The following is a 17,005-nucleotide window of genomic DNA, read 5'->3' on the forward strand; positions in this document are numbered from 1 at the left end:
TTAGGCCTCCGACTACTTGTAGTGCCGAACATATCGCGAGTCAATGAAACGCTTCACATAATATGGAAGACGTCCATGCCACGTGAACTGTCCAAATGTCAGCAAGGCACGACCTGGTGTCGTCAATAGTATATTCATCGATTGACGTCTTCGAAATGGTTGACTCGTCTCACTGAGTAAGCGCTTGGCGACAAAGCGCCCCGACCTGACAGCATCGACACCTCCATTTAAGCAGGATGCCATATCTCCTGTTACATAAATATTCGAAAACTGATGATGACGTAAATATTCATCCGTCGCTATAAAATTGTCAGGTTTTGCAAGCTCGGATTCAGCCCACCATTCTACAGGAACAACACCAGTCGCATCTAGCAGGAGCCCCTCCGATGCGTCATCTTGAAGCCGTTGTTTAACGACCATAATGCCTGATTTCACTAGAAGACGTTCAATTTGTTTCTGTCTATGGAGCGGCACGTCTGGCAAAATCCTTTTTGCATACAGCGTCACGTCTTTCGTCATTGCGCACGTAAACGCCAATTCTACACCGGCCTTGCCCCCACCGACAATCGTCACTACCGAACTCGAATCGATACGGTCAAGTAAAGCTTGTGACATCGGTTTAAGCGGTGTCCCAATGCCTCTACTCTTTGCACCAGTCGCCAGCACAAGTTGATCGTAGTGAAACAAGCCCTGTTCCGTTTGAACGGTTTGCTGATGAGGGTCAATTGAGATAACCCGTTCTGCGACCGGTTCAAGTCGTGGCAATTGGACTGTCGCGGAGTTCATGAGCCCGGCAATCACTTGTGGGAAGGCACCTGTATACACCGTCTGACGTTCTCCGATGAATTGAACTTCGTAATACCCTCGAATCTCATCAAGACGGTCCAAAATTTCAATCTGTCCGTGACCGAGTCCTGCCAACATCAATACTGGTTTCATCGCAAAATTCTCCGCGCCTCGATGAATCGTTGCGTGATTGTCATCACTTCAAGTACTAAAAAGATGAGTGCAATCCCGCCGACCCAGTTCGGGAAGAGAATCATCAATGTGAACAAGATGAAGCATTCCGTTCGTTCAATGATTCCAGGCTGATAATAAAATGTCTTCTCTGATCGCCTTGAACTACTTGCACCAACAGCCAAAAATAGCGTCATCGCAATGACAAATGATCCAATCAATATGAGAAAGATTGGCATGTATTCTGGATAGCGAAGTGCGAGGGCAATCACGACCGATAATTCGACGAACCGGTCTAAGACGAGGTCGAGCACCGTTCCAAAACCAGTCGTTTTGGATTTTCGTGCCATCGTTCCATCCAAGACATCAAACAAACCAGATAGCCACAATAAGATTACGGCCGTCCAGTGCATGTCATTATAAATAAAGATTCCTGTCGAAACCCCTATGATTCCGCCTAAAATGGTTACTTCATTCGGTGTAAAGTTCCATTTGATCAGTCGATTCGCCCCCCGTTCAATGACAGGTTGGACGTAACGACTCCCGTACGTATCAAGCATGGTATTCCTCCTTTCGTTTGATTCGATATGTCATTCCGATAACGAACCATTCATGCGTCGGTAACATGACCGACTTTCCATCTTGGAAATGATATTCTCCAAAGCACTGACCGAACCGATAAATTTTCTTCATCAATTGCACCGGTTCACCAATCGTTTCGGATATTTCCACCTCGGACAATGGTCGAAGTTTGCCATCGAGCATGACAAAGTCACCGAATCCAGGGGCGGTATCGTATAACTCCGCAACCGTCCCCGTACGTGTCACCTTGCCTTCATCAATTAGCGTCACCTGGTCTGCCATGAGCATCGCTTCTTCCCGATCATGAGTGACCAATACCGCCGTCAGGTTGAGTTCTTTCACTAAATCCCGGATAAAACGTTGCAAGTCGAGCTTGAGTTTCGGATCAAGGTTTGTAAAGGGTTCATCTAACAACAGTAGTTCTGGTTCAGCCGCTAAAGCTCGGGCAAGACTGACCCGTTGCTGTTCGCCACCAGACAGTTCGTGTATTTCGGCATCATATCGATCACCGAGTTGAACGACTCGTAACCAATGTTCCGCCTGCTTACGAGAACGTTCTCGGGTCACGAGCGTGACATTCTCTCCGACTGTCAAATGTGGGAACAATAATGCCGTTTGCGATAGCATCGTCACGCGCCGTTTATGCGCAGGGATATGGATTAAAGAACGGTGATTCCATTTCACGTCGCCGCTGTCAGCCGACTCAAGACCTGCGATGATTCGTAGAATCGTCGATTTCCCTGAACCACTCACACCGACGATTGCGTGGATGTCGTGAGGTTTAACCTCGAAGTCGACCCCATTTAGTATTTGTTTCGTTCCAAATTGTTTCCATAGATTTTGTACATTCAAACTCATTGAAGACGTCCTTTCAGCATACGCACCATATACCGATCCCATCCTGAGAGCAGGAAATAGAGGAGAACGGGGAATAGGATGAGCATCCATGTGTTCGAGAGAGCGAGACCACGATTGTTTCCCGCATAAGATTGATACAGTTCTGTCGTCACGGTCGGAATCAATCCTGCACCAATCAACTGAATCAGCGCGAATTGACTGAGCAAAATGACGGTCGTGAACAACGCGATGGTCCGCATCAATCTAGAAAAGAGCGGATACAACACGTAGATGACTCGCCGTCTCGATGGCAGAATCCGAGCTTGTTCCAAAAGTGGTCGGCCGATGACCGCCATTCCGTTGTAGGCGAGGCGGATTGAGTAGGGAATCGTCACGACTAGCAGGGCAAGGGTGACGCCGACATACGTCCCAATCAGACCAGCTTCCGCCAAGATCAGATAGAGGCCAAACAATGTGGCCAGCATCGGAATGAACAATGGTAAAAAGACGAGCCATTCGATGACATGTTTCCATTTGGAATCTGTCCACAGTAGCCACCACGCACACATCATCGCGAGCCACACGTTGATTCCAGATAAAATCACGATTAATCCGATCGTATGAACGATTGCCATGCTGTTCTCGATTTCGATTGTCGGGACTACGAAAAAGAGGCTGATAAACGGGATGAACGTCAAACAGATGAGAAGCCCTTGCCGAATCATCGTCTCACCCCACGTTCAATTCGTCTTCGTATGGATGCGGTCAATACGTAAGATAGGAATACACCGAATCCGACAAGACAGGTCCACATGAGGGCGACCGCATAAGGCTCTGTCGCCTCCAAATAGAGTCCCGTCGACAGTCGTTCGTATGCGAGGACACCGATTAGTTTCGGGTATGTCACACCGAGCAGTGCCGGGACCTCGTATGCGAACGAGATAAAGGCGATTAGTATCCATGCCGAATCGAGCAATGGTTTAATCAAAAACGGCAACTCCCCATGTTTGAACTGGTCAAACAGAGAGAGTTGGAGCGTCTTCGCCATCTCGACGTAACCCCGATTCAATTGCTCATATGTCTCGAGCATCATTAAAAAGACGAACGGCGTCTCCTTCCATATGTAGGTCAGGATGACCGTGACATAGTCTCGTTCGTTCGCCTCAATCCATCCGATGCCGTTCGTCCCACTGAACAATAGCCAAAACAGATATGCAGCAGCGATGTGAGGAACAAACATCGGAAGTCGGAGTACAGATGATTGGAAACGCCAATTTTTTCGGACGACCGTTCTTGCAAGCCACGTCCCGATTACAAGCGATAACATGGTCGACACGCTAACGACATAAAGCGTCGTGACGAAACTATCGCGCCACGTCTCATCTGTCAAAAGCGAGCCCCAATCCGTTCCCGTTGCCTCTATGCCGAGAAAGACGAGGGCAGCGAGCGGGAGAAGGGATACCATGATCGTCACCGCAACACTACTTCGCAACACGCGGCCACTCCTCACGGACGATGTCAATCACATTCGGTCCATAATCCGGAATCGAACGTTCGAGCAATTGCTCCGAGTCCGGGTACGTGACACCCTCCCCTAGTTCTTCAAACGCGCGTTGGTCATTCACGTCAAGCTTCGTTAAGTCGAGTGATGTTCCATCTCCCCAATAGTCTGGTCCTTGTTTGACGAGCTGTGCTTCAGGAGACAACAGTTCTTGGAGAAGAACGAGCGCCCCATCTGGATTCGGGGCATTGAACGGGACTGCTAAGAAGTGTGTCGAGGCAATGGAGTGATCGAGGACGAGCGCGCGTGTCTCTTTCGGGAAGATTCCTTCCGTCACTTCCGCCTCGGCTCGGCGTTCGTTAAATCCCATCGTCATCCAAACTTCTCCTGATGCATAGAGCTGATCGAGTTGTTCGAGCGTCTTTGGATACGTTTGTCCGTCTTTCCACAAATTCGGAGACCACGCTTTCAAGTCGTCCCAGAACGAATCCTCAATGGTCGCTTTTTGGTCCAACTCGTCACCATATCGTGCATATAATAGATGGCGGACGAAGGCATTCCCCGTGAAATCTGTGACTTCAGGATACGTGAAACGACCTGGATTGTCTTCAGTCCAGCGACGTAGTTCCTCAAACGATTGAGGAGGATTGTCCACTTTCGCTGCATCGTAATGCAAGATGAATTGTACATTCCCCCATGCGAGCTCCAAGTCCTCTGTCGGGGTGCCGGCATCTGATTGTTGGGCCGTTTCGTTTAATAAATCGGCGTTCGGGACACGCTCCATCAATCCGTCTCGAAGAAGACCTGCCTCTTTCGCATTTCGGAAATTGTCGCCATTGATCCAGACGGCATCAATCGTCCCGACTTGTCTGTCCGCTTTCTTATCGAGTGATAATTGTCGGATGAATTCTGCCGTATCCATTGCGACACGGTTCAATTCGACATTGTAAGATTCCTCGAGACGAGGTGCCACGTAGTCATCGATGTAGCTGTTGATGCCCTCGTCCCCACCCCACATATATAGGTTGACGGTCGACCCTTCTGCCGTTGTTGCTGCTTTTTCAAACGAGTCCGAAAACTCAACTGCCTGTTCACTCCCACACGCTGCCACGAATGTGAGCATGACAGTTGCGAGCAGTACTCTCCATTTCCTCATCTTAATCCCCCTTTTTACTTTTTCTCAAATCCCCTTTTTGCGAGCATTTCGAACATGGTTGGACAGATTGCATACACATTCGCCCCTACGTTCATCCACCATGGCGCATTGATTTCGCGTTTTCGCTTACGACTTCCTCTGACAATCGCATCAGCCAATCGTTTCGGGTCAAGCATGATCCTTTGAACACTTTCAGCATATGTACCACTTTTATCAGCTCGATTAAAGAACGGCGTTGCAATCGGTCCTGGATTGACCGTCATGACGTGAATGCCACGGGGCTTCAACTCTAGCCTGAGCGCGTTCGAAAACTGTAAAAGTGCCGCCTTTGACCCTGCGTAGACGGCTGACTTAGGTGTCGGTACTTTCGCAGCCTGTGAACAGATGTTGACGATGATACCCTCTCGCTCCATCACTCGGGCGACATCTCGCGATAACAGCATCGGTGCGAGAGCGTTCACACGCATCGTTTCTTCTATCACATCCGTCGACTGATTGGTCACAAAATCAAATTCGGCCATGCCTGCATTGTTGACCCATACGTCAAATTTCCCGAACCGTTCGCTCACATCATGAACGAGAGCGGTTGACTTTGCGACATCCGCGCACATCCAATCCCCTTCACATGTTGCGGCAATCTTTTTTAACCGTTCTTCATTTCTTCCAATCAACAATACGTTGTATCCATATTCATAAAAAGAATGCGCCAATGCGGCACCGAGCCCGCTTGACGCACCAGTAATGACTACTCTTTTCACGACATCACTTCTTTCTTCGTATAAATCCATTTTTGATCATCTCGACGTCTCTCGATGTCGCCACGTTCCTCGAGTAAACTGAGTCGTGCAAACACTTCACTGAAGACGAGCGGCATCCCACGTCGCATCTTTCGTCCATATAACTTCATTGACCAATCAAAAACGCTAAGTCCATCTTCCCATTCGGCAAGCAATTGTTCACTGCGCTCATACCGTTGGCGAATTCGACTCTCGATTAAATCATTCGGATGGTGAATCGGTTCACCGTGTCCACTGACGACGAGCTTTAAATCAATCCCACGTAATTTTTTAAGCGAATCGATATAGAGAATGACGGGTGATGCAAATCCTTCGTCATCATACGGCTGTTCGATGAGCGGATTTGGTTCGACCTTATCGATGAGGTGATCTCCGGCAATCAAGACTCCTCCGGGACCAATCAACCCGAGCTGGTCACTGGCGTGTCCAGGTAAATGGATTGTCTGCCACGCCCCATCCGAGGTCAATGCTTGCCCGTCCCCGAACGTCATCGTGACAGTCGTCGGACCAATCCAGCGAAGCGCTTCGCGATAGTCTGGTAATTTTTCCACGAGTGGAGCCGGGGCCCCGAACGAGACGGCCAATTCATGTAAAAAGTGATTACCACGCTTCAAAAAGTTTGGGGTTTGCTCTAAGTATCGAACGAGCTTTTCATGCCCGTACACGGGGATGGATGCGTCGCGAAGACGCCATGCTTGTCCGGCATGATCAGCATGATGATGTGTCAAAAATAAAAAGTCGATATCCGCCAACGAGAGTTCAAGCTCTTCAAGTTGACGGTTCAACGAGGTCCACGCCTCTTCTGTGTCTGGTCCACAATCGACCATGAAGAAGCGGTTCATATGTTCAACAATATATACGTTCACGTTCCCGACTTCGAACGGTGTCGGGATATCGAGTCTTGCCAGTTGGCTAGAAATCCAGTCCGCCACGTCATCACCACCCCTTCTTCCTGTCTTTCTCCATTATACCCGTCTGAAAGATGCGTTTTCAATCAAACAAAAAAGAGGGAGATGTCTCTCCCTCATGAATGATTCATATTATAGGTTGATGACCGTCACTTTATCACGTGTCATCGTCTCAAGGCTACGTCCGATTCCTTGAACGCCGAGTCCCGATTGCTTGACACCGATGAATGGGAAGTGGTCTGGACCGCGTTCTGTCCGTCCGTTCACTTGGACCGTACCGACTTCTAACTTATCAGCGACCGTGAAGGCGCTATTGACGTTTTGTGTGAAGACGCTCGCCTGAAGACCAAACTCCGATTCATTCGTGAGTGTGATCATCTCGTCGAGTGATTTCACACGGATGACCGGGAGGACCGGTCCGAATGGTTCTTCCCATGCGACACGCATATCTGTCGTCACATGATCAAGCAATGTCGGGTGAAGCAAGTTTCCTTCACGCTTATTACCGTAAACGACCGTTGCCTTTTTATTGACGGCGTCGTCAATCAAACCCTGTACATAATCCGTCGTCTTCGCATCAACTAAAGGAACGATGAAGCTGTTCTCTTCCGGTGAACCGACTGAAAGTTTTGCGACACGTTCTCTCAACATATCGACGAGCTCATCCGCTTGATTTTCAAGGACGAAGACGCGCTTGATTGCTGTACAACGTTGACCTGAATATGAGAACGCTCCGCTGACAATTTGGTCAGCTGCTAACGTCAAGTCTGCATCCTCTAAAACGAGGGCTGGGTCTTTCCCGCCGAGTTCGAGTACGACCGGTACCATCGACGCTTGTTGTGACAAATGTTGACCCGTACCCGTTCCACCTGTGAACGTGATCATGTCGATCCCTGGATGTGATGTCAAGTAGTCACCGATGACCGAACCGCGACCTGTCACGAGGTTCAACAGACCTTTTGGAAGACCGGCATCGTGAAGAGCCTCGACCATCTTGATCCCACTGATTGCACCTTGCGTTGCTGGTTTGAAGACTACCGCATTTCCTGTGACGAGCGCCGGCGCAATCTTAGCAGCTGCCAAGTTTACCGGGTAGTTGAACGGTGAAATCGCGAGGACGACACCGAGCGCTTCTTTCTTGATGATGGCCATCTTGTTTTTCGAGCCACCTGGGAATGAATCGCCTTGCATGAAGCCGCCATTGAAGCGAATTCCTTCTTCTGCCGTATAACGAATGATTTCCGCCGTCCGCACGACTTCCTTCTTCGCGTCGTTCAAGTTTTTCCCGACTTCTTGCATGATGATTTGACCAATCTCATCCACGCGTTCTTCGAGTTTTTCTGCCCATGCGTACAACAATTCAGCGCGCTTGTTGACCGGAAGCGCCGCCCATTCTTGTTGTGCACGTTTTGCGCCATGGATGGCTTCATCGACTTCATCGCGTGACATCGCTTGAACGCGACCTACGACTTCGTCTTTATATGGTGAAACGAGTTCAATCGTTTCGTTGCTTGAAGATTCCTGCCATTGACCATTCAATAAATATGGATATGTGTTCATACTCAACATCTCTATCTGCCTCCTGAGTAAGCTGTAATATCTCGTTGCCAACCCCATTGTATGCAGATTTTTTTCCATTGGACAACTATAACGATTCAGTTTATGAGATGTAAACGGTTACTATGAAACTTTTTGTGAATTCTGATGAGAGTTGACACTATTTTTACTGTAGATTTATCGATCGGATACCGATAGTAAAGATGAGAGTACGTGAAATAGGAGGGACTACCATTGAGCACTGATCATAATATTTTACTTGAAGCAGGAACGAACGAACTTGAAATCGTGATTTTCCAAGCTGGACCGTTCTTGTTCGGCATCAATGTCATGAAAGTACGTGAAATTATCACGATGCTTCCATTGACGCCACTCCCAGGTACACCGGAAGCCATCATGGGGTTAATCGAGTTGCGCGGTGAGGTCATGACCGTGATCGATCTTCCGATGGTCATCAGCCATCCACGTGAAGTCGGAAGTGATGATCGTTTGATTGTCTGCGAGTTCAACGGTGAGAAGTCGGTTCTTCGGGTCGACCAGGTAACCGAGATTAAACGCATCTCTTGGGAGCAGATTGACACGCCGTCCGATCTCGCACGTGGCGTTCAAGGCATCACGAACGGTGTTGTCAAAACAGGTGACCAGATGATCATCTTGCTCGACTACGAGCGAATCGCGCTCGAATTGTCACGTAAAGACATCATGGCTCGCGAATCTGTGAAGCGACTCGGTGCTCGTGAGCGCTCGAACAAGAATATTTGGATTGCTGAAGATTCAGAGATGCTCCGCACACTGATTCTCGACACGTTGGATGACGCGGGATACTTCAATACAACAGTCTTCAATAACGGGAAAGAGGCACTCGATGCGTTTGAACAAGAAGACGTCGAATGCGACCTCCTCATCACCGACATTGAGATGCCACAGATGGATGGACTTCATTTGACGAAGCGCCTCCGTGAGATGGACCGCTATGCAACGCTTCCAATCATCATCTTCTCGTCACTCATCTCGGATGACTTGAAACATAAAGGGGAAGCCGTCGGTGCGAACGCTCAAATCACGAAACCGGAAATCGGAATGTTGATTGCGACGCTTGATGAATTTGTAGGATAATAAAAAAGTTTGCGACATCTCGGTCGCAAACTTTTTTATGTGAATTGTTCGAAATGCGTATTCCACTCGCTTAAAAATCGCTTACTATGCGATTCGATGGTTGCCAACGTTTCGTTCGCTCCGTCTAGATGTGCGTTTTCTCCAGCCACTTCGAGGTCGTGGAAAAGAAGGGCCGTCTGTTCTAGACCAACTGAATAGGAGGCCCCTTTTAATAAATGGGCGAGTTGCTCGACACGAGAATAGTCTTTCGCCTCGACTGCCGATTGCAGTTCAGGATACTTCGCCTCCAACTGCTGGATATATGTGGTTGCAATTTTATTTAAAAAATCCATGTTTCCGTTTGCGATTTGGTGGAGCTCTGCTAGTTTTTCTTCATTGAACAGAGCGTCTTCGGGCATTCTAGTCAATGTAACCCCTCCTCAATAAACGATATTCCAATCGTTCATACTCACTGTAACACGTTTTCGGGAGAAAACAAAAAATCTCCTGCTTTGGATTGCACTCTTCATTTTGGCTACCTATAATAAGATTGAGTTAAGGTAGGAGGAAGATGCATGCTGACGATTTACCGTACTGACGCATCAGGCCATGTGGGTGAAATCGAAGACTTTGATAAAGGAAGCTGGATTCAACTCGTGAATCCGACAAAAGATGAGGCCGATCAAGTCATCGAGGCGTCCGGCATTCCAGAAGACTTTGTATATGACCCACTTGATATTGAAGAGAAACCACGTTTTGAAAAAGATGATGAAGGACTTCTCATGATCATCGACGTTCCGTATGTGGAGGAAGATGATACAGGTCGCACGTATAATACCATCCCGCTCGGTATCATCGTGACCGGACGACATTTCATCACCGTCTGCTCGCGAGATCTCGACGTGTTGAATTTGTTCGCTAACGGAAAGGCAAGACTGTTCCGAACGAACTACCGAAGTCGCTTCGTCTTTCAGATTTTACATCGGGTGAGTATGACGTATTTGCGTTTCTTGCGCCAAATCGACCGAAGAATGGACGAACTCGAGCAAGAGTTGCAGCGTTCGATGCGAAACCAAGAGATTTTCCAGTTGATGAACCTTCAAAAATCTCTCGTCTACTTCATGACCTCTTTAAAAGCGAACGATAGCGTCTTAGACCGCATCGTCAAGACACCGAGTTTGGAGAAGCATGAAGAGGACGAAGAACTACTCGAAGACGTTTTTGTCGAACACCGTCAAGCGATGGAAATGGCATCGATTTATAACGACATCATCAGCATCAAGATGGAAGCATTCGGATCCATCATTTCGAACAACGTCAACTTCGTCATGAAATTCTTGGCATCCATCACGATTGTCCTCAGTATCCCGACAATGATATCTGGAATTTTCGGGATGAACGTTCAAGTTCCATGGGAAGGACAACCGTTCGGATTCATCATGGCCATCACGATGATGATTGGATTTTCCGGTCTCGCCTTCTATATCCTTTGGCGAAAGCGATATTTCTAGCAAAAAAGAGCCTGACGCACGTTGCGTCAGGCTCTCTTCATGTGATTTTGACCGTGACGAGACACAGGTCGTCTTCAATCTCAATCTTTGGCACAAGCTGTTCAGCGACGTGACGACTATAGTCCAAACCGTATGTGGAAACGTCCTTCTCTAGCCAGCGAATCCCATCATCGATATCTTTGCTGTAACACTCCATGAGTCCATCCGTATACATGTGAAGCGTCATATTCGGTGTGATGTCAATCTCTTTCGACTCATAATTCGGTTCCTCGAACATACCGACTGGTACCCCTGTCGTCTCAAGACGACAGTTTCCTTCTTCTGACGTCACGATCACAGGGGGATGGCCTGCATTCACATATTCGATTCGACGCTTTGTCGTGTCGATGTAACAATAGACCGCCGTGAAGTAGCTGTGCATATCGTCACCAGAGAAGAGGAACGTCATCTGACGGTTCAACTCCGTCATGACGTCTACCGGGTACTGCACGTTCCCGACAAGCCCCGGTAGGATGGAACGGATCCCCATCGTGATGAGCGCCGATGAGACCCCGTGTCCCATGACATCAAAGATGATGACCCCGTATCGGTCCGGAGCGACCTGAAACCATGCGTACATGTCCCCAGCCAATTTTTTAGAAGGCAGATAGAGCGCCCGAACATCAATCTCTTCATTACTGATTGGTGGCGTAAGCGCGCTTTGTTGAATCTTCTGGGCGAGGTCCAAATCATACTGAAGACGGGCCTCATAAATTTTCCGTTCATCAACAGCCGCCTTATAACGGAGAGCAGAACGGATTCTTGCAAGTAATTCTGTTATTTTGATCGGTTTGGTCGTGTAATCTGACGCCTCCGCGTCGAGCCCCTCGGCAATTTGCTTCTCTTCCGTTCGTCCGGATACCATGATGACCGGCAACTCTTCAAAGTCAGCCATCTGCCGAATCCGCTTGCACGTCTCGATTCCTGAAATTCCAGGCATTTCGACATCCAACAGGACGAGATCATACAGCGATGCAGCTTGTGGGGCCATCAGTAAGTCGAGCGCTTCTTCCCCGCTCGAGACCGATACCGTCTCATAGTCGTGCTGGTGAAGCAGTTGCTCGAGTACGAGCGTATTGACCGGTTCATCGTCCACAATCAAAATCGCCATGACTATCCCTTCCTTCTTTACGTATTAATCTATATCGTATTGTACCATATCTTTTCATTCACACACGACATAACCGTCTGTTCATTCTAGTTGAAGAACCTGTCCATTGTTTGGCATACTGAAGAAAGAAAGTGAGGGGTTCATATGGCCTGGATATTTGCCGTCAGCGGTTTAATCATCTTACTCGTCCTCATCGCATCCATCGTCGTCATCCAAAAAGGATACGCCTATAAAGACAATAAAGATGACATCGTCCTCGACTATGACGAAATCAATCGTCGCATTGAAGACGACAAGAAAAGAGACAAGACTGACAAGAAAGAAGGGCCGCTCTAATGCGCGACCCTTTTTTATTTGAATTCAAATCGGAGTGTACCCTTCTCTAAATACAATGAGGCATTGAACGTCTTGTCTCCTTTTTTGAACGTATGGACGTTCGATTGCCCTCCATTGATCATTTGCTTCAACTCATCTTTGACGAGTCCGACGCCGAGCACCTGTTTGGATACGGTGAAGCGACATCCTTCACGATATCCACTACAGCCGATGAACTTCGGATGTTCGACGAGCCCTTTTCCACAATTCGGACAGATACCAAATGATGCCTTCGGTCGAGTCGTTCCTTTCTTTCCATAACGCTTCGCTTCAATCGTATAGCCCTCAGGATTAGCCGCTTCTACTCGCGATTTCGCTTCTTCGACCAAATGAACGGACATCTTCTTCGCTTGTTCAATAAATTCAGCAGCGGAGGCCGATGCTTGACCGATTTCATGGAGACGTTTCTCCCATTTCGCTGTCATGACGGGCGAGGCCAAAATACTGTCTCCGAGGACATCGATCAACAGGCGCCCTTTGTCTGTAGGAACGAGCTCTTTTTTCTGAAGTTGGACATAGCCTCGCTTTTTCAATCCATCGATGATGTTGGCACGTGTCGCCTCGGTCCCAAGACCCTCTACTTCTTTCATGATATGAATCAGCTCTTCGTCATCGAGTTGTTTCCCGGCGACTTTCATCGCCATAATGAGCGCGCCCTCCGTATATCGCTTCGGTGGCTCTGTCTGTTTCGACAACACTTCAACTTTCTTCTCTTTTAATTCTTCACCGACCATCATCGCCGGAAGCTCGACATCTTTTGATTTCATCTCAACGACTTGTCGATAGCCAGGACTCACAACGACGGTTCCTTTTGCTCGATACAAGTCGCTTCCATCAATCAAATCAACCGTTGTCTTCTCGAGCATCGCTGCGGGAGCAAAGGCCGCAAGGAAGCGTCGATTGATCAAATCATACAGTTTCGCCTCATCCCCACCGAGTCGAGTGACGTCACCACATGCCTCCGTCGGGATGATTGCGTAGTGGTCACTGACTTTCTTGGCATTGACATAGCGTCGATTTTTCGACGGGTCCTCAGTCAATAGGTCACGAAGTCCGGCATAGGCTTCAGACTTTAGCAGTCTTGCCTTTGTCTGTGGAAATAACGTCGCCTCATCGGGTGTGACAAATCCCGAATCGGTCCGCGGGTAACTAATCCACCCTTTCGTATATAACTTTTGAGCGATATCAAGTGTCTTTTTCGCCCCGAATCCGAATCGTTTCCCTGCCTCTGCCTGAAGTCCGGATAGACTGAACCAAAATGGCGGTTGCTCGATTTTTTCTTCTTTGTCGATTGTCTTCACAATCGCAGTTCCAGATGCCCGTTTGACGACCGCATCGGCTTCCTCACGCGTTTTGAGCTTCGTTGTCTTTCCAAACGTATACTTCGCTTTGAACGTGCCTCGACCTTTTGCAAGTGTCGCCTCGACCTCAAAGTATGGTTCTGGTACGAATTGTTTAATTTCTCGTTCGCGATTGACGATTAAGGCAAGCGTCGGGGTTTGTACACGACCGAGCGAGAAGACGTCTTCAATCCCAATCGTCTTCAACAATGTCGTATAGGCACGTGAGGCGTTCATCCCAACGAGCCAGTCCGCACAGGCGCGACTCATCGCCTCATGGTAGTATGGAATCGTCTGTTCACCTGGCAACAGTTGCGAGAATCCTCGATCGACTGCTTGCTCCGTCAGACTCGAAATCCATAGTCGAGCAAGTGGTTTTTTGTTACCTGCGAGTCGGAGGATCAGACGAACGATCGCTTCTCCTTCCCGTTCGGCATCTGATGCGATGATGACATCGGTAATCGAGCGGTCATGGAGCCATTTTTTGATGGCATAGAACGGTTTCGACTTCCCTTTTGAAATACGATAATCAAATCGTTCTGGGACGATTGGAAGCGCCTCGTACTTCCATGACTTCCATTCCGGACGATAGTGCGACGGTTCTTGAAGTTCACAAAGGTGACCGACGGCCCATACGACAATCGCCCCCTCAGGGAAACGGGGACAAGGTGAGATTTCAATCTCGTCTTTTCGCTTTTTAGATGGATAGGGAGCAGCCAACTTTTGAGCTTGTGATGGCTTTTCCGCAATGATTAGTCTCATAAGAACTCCTTACTTCGCCTTCTACATAATGGCAAGACGTACATGATTGCCTAGCTTCTACTATGTATTTTACTATATCAAGTCGAGGATGGACACATCGAGAGGGGAGCATTTGTTTGCTCTTTTTGAATCATGTCTTGCCTCGTGGCTGTTTTGCGATATCATTAACAGAGAAGTACAACTGTGAAGGAGTGTCGCCATGTCTTATCTTATCTTATTCGCCGCTGTCTTTTTCTTATCGACGAGCGTCCTCTTCGTCAAATGGACGTCGGCACCTGCCGAGACTGCCGCATTTTACCGAATGCTTTTCACGTGTCTCATGTTGCTACCGTTTGTCGATTTCAAATCACTGATCACCACGCGCCTTATGACACGTTATGCTCTACTCCTTAGCGGAACGTTACTGGCCTTTCACTTTTGGCTTTGGTTCTTGTCACTCGATTACACGACGGTCGCCAGCTCCACACTGTTTGTCACATCGAGTCCAATTTTTGTGTTGATCGGGAATGCACTCATCTTTAAAAAGAATCCGACTCGAAAGGGACTGGCCTTCGCGCTCGTTGCTGTCCTCGGGGGCATGCTCGTCGCTGCGGGGGACGTTCAACTCGGCCGTGAAGCCCTCTTCGGAGACCTACTCGCCTTGATTGCCGCCCTATTGATTGCAGGGTATTGGCTCGTTGGACAGCATGTACGAGCTTCGATGAACACGAATACATATTCTTTTAGCGTATATCTCGTTGCGACGGTCGTGCTTTGCTTCATGTTGCTCGTTCGCGGCACGACATTCACTGCCTTTGAATCCATCAACTGGTGGTACTTCCTCGCGCTCGCTTTCTTCCCGACAATCCTCGGGCACAATCTGTTCAACTATGCGCTTGCCCGTGTCAGTGCGACCGTCGTCAGTATCACGATTCTTGGAGAGGCGTTGTGGGGAATGCTGTTTGGATACGCCTTCTTCGGAGAGCGACTTGGACCGTTCCAATGGATCGGAGCCGTCGTCCTCCTCGGTGGGATATACTTGTTCCTAAAAGAAGACGCCCGCTCGACACGAGCGGACGTTTGATTATAAGTTTGTCGCTTTTGGATTTACATCATGTGCTTCTTTATCTTCTTCTGAAGAACGGAATAATAATTTACGGTCCCAGAATGCCAAAGCAACAGCCGTCAAAAATGTCATCGCATCAGCGATTGGGAATGCCAACCATACGCCGAACACTCCGAGGAACGACGGGAGAATAAAGACGAGCGGAATCGTGTAGAGCGTCTGACGTGAAAGGGACAAGAACATAGCGACGCGTGCTTTCCCGAGGGACTGATAGATTCCATTGACGAGCATCTGAACACTCGGAAGGAAGGAAACGGCGAACAAAATGTGAATCGCCGTCACACCGCCAGCAATGAGCGCCTCATCCGTCGAGAACCAGCCCATGAGTGTTTGCGGGAATAGCTGCAGAATCAACCAAATGATGACAGCAATCGCAATCCCGGTCCGCATCGCCGTCCAAATGGTTTCACGCATTCGGTCGAATCGCTCTGCACCGTAGTTATATCCAACGATTGGTTGCATCCCTTGGACGATTCCCATGATTGGCATACCGACGAGCGCCATGAACTTGTTGATAATGGCGAATATGGCCAATTCTTCGGTCCCGCCGTACGTACCGAGCATCACGTTGACACCAACGAATAAAATGGATTGGGACACCATCATGATGAACGAAGACGAACCGATTGCCATGATTTCTTTTATCTCATCGAATCGAATCCGGAACTGACGCCACTTGAAGCGCAGTTCCGTTTTTGGTTTTCGGGCGAAGAAGAAGCGCAGCATCAATACGGAACCGATGACTTGGGCGAGTGCCGTCGAAGTCGCTGCCCCGTACATGCCCCAGTCGAACGTGAAAATGAAGAGCGGGGTCGTCACGAGGTTGACGAGAACGGTCGTCAGCATGACCTTCATTTGATAAGGTGCCTGTCCTTCAGCACGAACCATCGCACTCGAAGCGAGTGTGAACATGAAGAATGGTGAACTGATTAATACAACTGATAAGTACTGTCGGCTGAGATCCATGATTTCGGTCGTCGCACCGAACACTTTTAAAATGTCATCTAACATAAAGAAAGCAGAACTGACCGCAAGTGCCGCAAACAGACCGACGAGGACAAGTACGTTCAAGAATGTAACGGCTGCACCGGCATCGTCACCGCGTCCAAGCTTCCTCGAACTGATAGACGCCCCACCTAGACCAACGGCACTCGACACGGCCATTAAAATCATCTGAATCGGGAACGCAATCCCGATGGCAGCGACTGCCGATGCACCGATCCCTCGGGCGACAAAAATCGTATCAATGATATTGTAGAGCGCCGTCACGAGCATCCCAATCATCGCCGGAAGCGATAACTTGAAGAGGAGTCTGCCGATGGGCTCAGTCCGTAATTGCTCCGTATTTTGGTTCATTCTTCCATCCCTCCGT

The 17,005-nt window shown here is 48.7% G+C and carries 17 protein-coding genes; 4 read left to right on the plus strand and 13 right to left on the minus strand.

Translation table 11 applies throughout. From position 1 onward, the window contains the following. Window positions 1-12: 12 nt before the first annotated feature. From KNO71_RS00805 to KNO71_RS00845, 9 genes are all read right to left on the minus strand, one after another. Window positions 13-939 carry an NAD(P)/FAD-dependent oxidoreductase gene (locus KNO71_RS00805; RefSeq protein WP_214684075.1) on the minus strand — a complete coding sequence of 309 codons (927 nt, stop codon included), beginning with the start codon at window positions 937-939 and terminating at the stop codon, window positions 13-15. Beyond that, window positions 936-1,517 carry a CDP-alcohol phosphatidyltransferase family protein gene (locus KNO71_RS00810; RefSeq protein WP_214684074.1) on the minus strand — a complete coding sequence of 194 codons (582 nt, stop codon included), beginning with the start codon at window positions 1,515-1,517 and terminating at the stop codon, window positions 936-938. The genes KNO71_RS00805 and KNO71_RS00810 overlap by 4 nt, the downstream gene beginning before the upstream one ends. After that, entirely contained in the window at window positions 1,510-2,397 is an 888-nt protein-coding gene (locus tag KNO71_RS00815) for an ABC transporter ATP-binding protein (protein ID WP_214684072.1), read from the minus strand. The genes KNO71_RS00810 and KNO71_RS00815 overlap by 8 nt, the downstream gene beginning before the upstream one ends. Further along, window positions 2,394-3,101, minus strand: coding sequence for an ABC transporter permease subunit (locus tag KNO71_RS00820; protein WP_214684070.1), 708 nt, complete (start codon window positions 3,099-3,101; stop codon window positions 2,394-2,396). The genes KNO71_RS00815 and KNO71_RS00820 overlap by 4 nt, the downstream gene beginning before the upstream one ends. Next, on the minus strand, window positions 3,098-3,871 hold the full coding sequence (locus KNO71_RS00825; RefSeq protein WP_214684068.1) for an ABC transporter permease subunit: 774 nt from the start codon (window positions 3,869-3,871) through the stop codon (window positions 3,098-3,100). The genes KNO71_RS00820 and KNO71_RS00825 overlap by 4 nt, the downstream gene beginning before the upstream one ends. After that, window positions 3,858-5,033 (minus strand): ABC transporter substrate-binding protein, encoded by a 1,176-nt coding sequence (locus tag KNO71_RS00830; RefSeq protein ID WP_214684066.1) that lies wholly within the window; start codon window positions 5,031-5,033, stop codon window positions 3,858-3,860. The genes KNO71_RS00825 and KNO71_RS00830 overlap by 14 nt, the downstream gene beginning before the upstream one ends. A 14-nt stretch (window positions 5,034-5,047) precedes the next feature. Beyond that, a complete protein-coding gene (locus tag KNO71_RS00835) occupies window positions 5,048-5,791 on the minus strand; it encodes an SDR family NAD(P)-dependent oxidoreductase (RefSeq protein ID WP_214684065.1) in 744 nt (247 codons plus the stop codon). Continuing rightward, the gene (locus KNO71_RS00840) at window positions 5,788-6,762 is read right to left on the minus strand and encodes an MBL fold metallo-hydrolase (protein ID WP_031423403.1); all 975 of its coding nucleotides are present in this window, start codon (window positions 6,760-6,762) and stop codon (window positions 5,788-5,790) included. Before KNO71_RS00840 ends, KNO71_RS00835 begins: the two co-directional genes overlap by 4 nt. Before the next feature lie 108 nt (window positions 6,763-6,870). Further along, window positions 6,871-8,307 carry an NADP-dependent glyceraldehyde-3-phosphate dehydrogenase gene (locus KNO71_RS00845; RefSeq protein WP_078147068.1) on the minus strand — a complete coding sequence of 479 codons (1,437 nt, stop codon included), beginning with the start codon at window positions 8,305-8,307 and terminating at the stop codon, window positions 6,871-6,873. Window positions 8,308-8,529: 222 nt separating this feature from the next. Between KNO71_RS00845 and KNO71_RS00850 the strand changes: the two genes are divergently transcribed. Further along, complete coding sequence (locus KNO71_RS00850; protein WP_078147069.1) at window positions 8,530-9,411, plus strand: chemotaxis protein CheV; 882 nt, start codon at window positions 8,530-8,532, stop codon at window positions 9,409-9,411. A gap of 35 nt (window positions 9,412-9,446) precedes the next feature. Here the strand turns inward: KNO71_RS00850 and KNO71_RS00855 are convergent, their stop codons facing one another. After that, complete coding sequence (locus KNO71_RS00855; protein ID WP_240499878.1) at window positions 9,447-9,809, minus strand: Hpt domain-containing protein; 363 nt, start codon at window positions 9,807-9,809, stop codon at window positions 9,447-9,449. 156 nt (window positions 9,810-9,965) lie between these two features. On the opposite strand from KNO71_RS00855, the gene KNO71_RS00860 reads away from it, so the two are divergent. Further along, window positions 9,966-10,901, plus strand: a complete 936-nt coding sequence (locus tag KNO71_RS00860; protein ID WP_078147071.1) for a magnesium transporter CorA family protein — start codon at window positions 9,966-9,968, stop codon at window positions 10,899-10,901. 37 nt (window positions 10,902-10,938) lie between these two features. On the opposite strand, the gene KNO71_RS00865 is transcribed toward KNO71_RS00860, so the two are convergent. Beyond that, the gene (locus KNO71_RS00865) at window positions 10,939-12,051 is read right to left on the minus strand and encodes a PP2C family protein-serine/threonine phosphatase (RefSeq protein ID WP_074036772.1); all 1,113 of its coding nucleotides are present in this window, start codon (window positions 12,049-12,051) and stop codon (window positions 10,939-10,941) included. 144 nt (window positions 12,052-12,195) lie between these two features. Here KNO71_RS00865 and ytzI point away from each other — a divergent pair, with 144 nt between their 5' ends. Then, the gene (gene ytzI, locus KNO71_RS00870; protein ID WP_078147072.1) at window positions 12,196-12,387 is read left to right on the plus strand and encodes a YtzI protein; all 192 of its coding nucleotides are present in this window, start codon (window positions 12,196-12,198) and stop codon (window positions 12,385-12,387) included. A gap of 14 nt (window positions 12,388-12,401) precedes the next feature. Here the strand turns inward: ytzI and KNO71_RS00875 are convergent, their stop codons facing one another. Then, window positions 12,402-14,528 carry a DNA topoisomerase III gene (locus KNO71_RS00875; RefSeq protein ID WP_214684063.1) on the minus strand — a complete coding sequence of 709 codons (2,127 nt, stop codon included), beginning with the start codon at window positions 14,526-14,528 and terminating at the stop codon, window positions 12,402-12,404. 199 nt (window positions 14,529-14,727) lie between these two features. Between KNO71_RS00875 and KNO71_RS00880 the strand changes: the two genes are divergently transcribed. Further along, window positions 14,728-15,591, plus strand: a complete 864-nt coding sequence (locus KNO71_RS00880; RefSeq protein ID WP_214684062.1) for a DMT family transporter — start codon at window positions 14,728-14,730, stop codon at window positions 15,589-15,591. Here KNO71_RS00880 and KNO71_RS00885 read toward each other — a convergent pair whose 3' ends face one another. Next, window positions 15,592-16,989, minus strand: a complete 1,398-nt coding sequence (locus KNO71_RS00885; protein ID WP_214686914.1) for an MATE family efflux transporter — start codon at window positions 16,987-16,989, stop codon at window positions 15,592-15,594. Window positions 16,990-17,005: the final 16 nt, after the last annotated feature.

The organism is Exiguobacterium sp. s163, assembly GCF_018617135.1.
GTDB lineage: Bacteria > Bacillota > Bacilli > Exiguobacteriales > Exiguobacteriaceae > Exiguobacterium > Exiguobacterium profundum.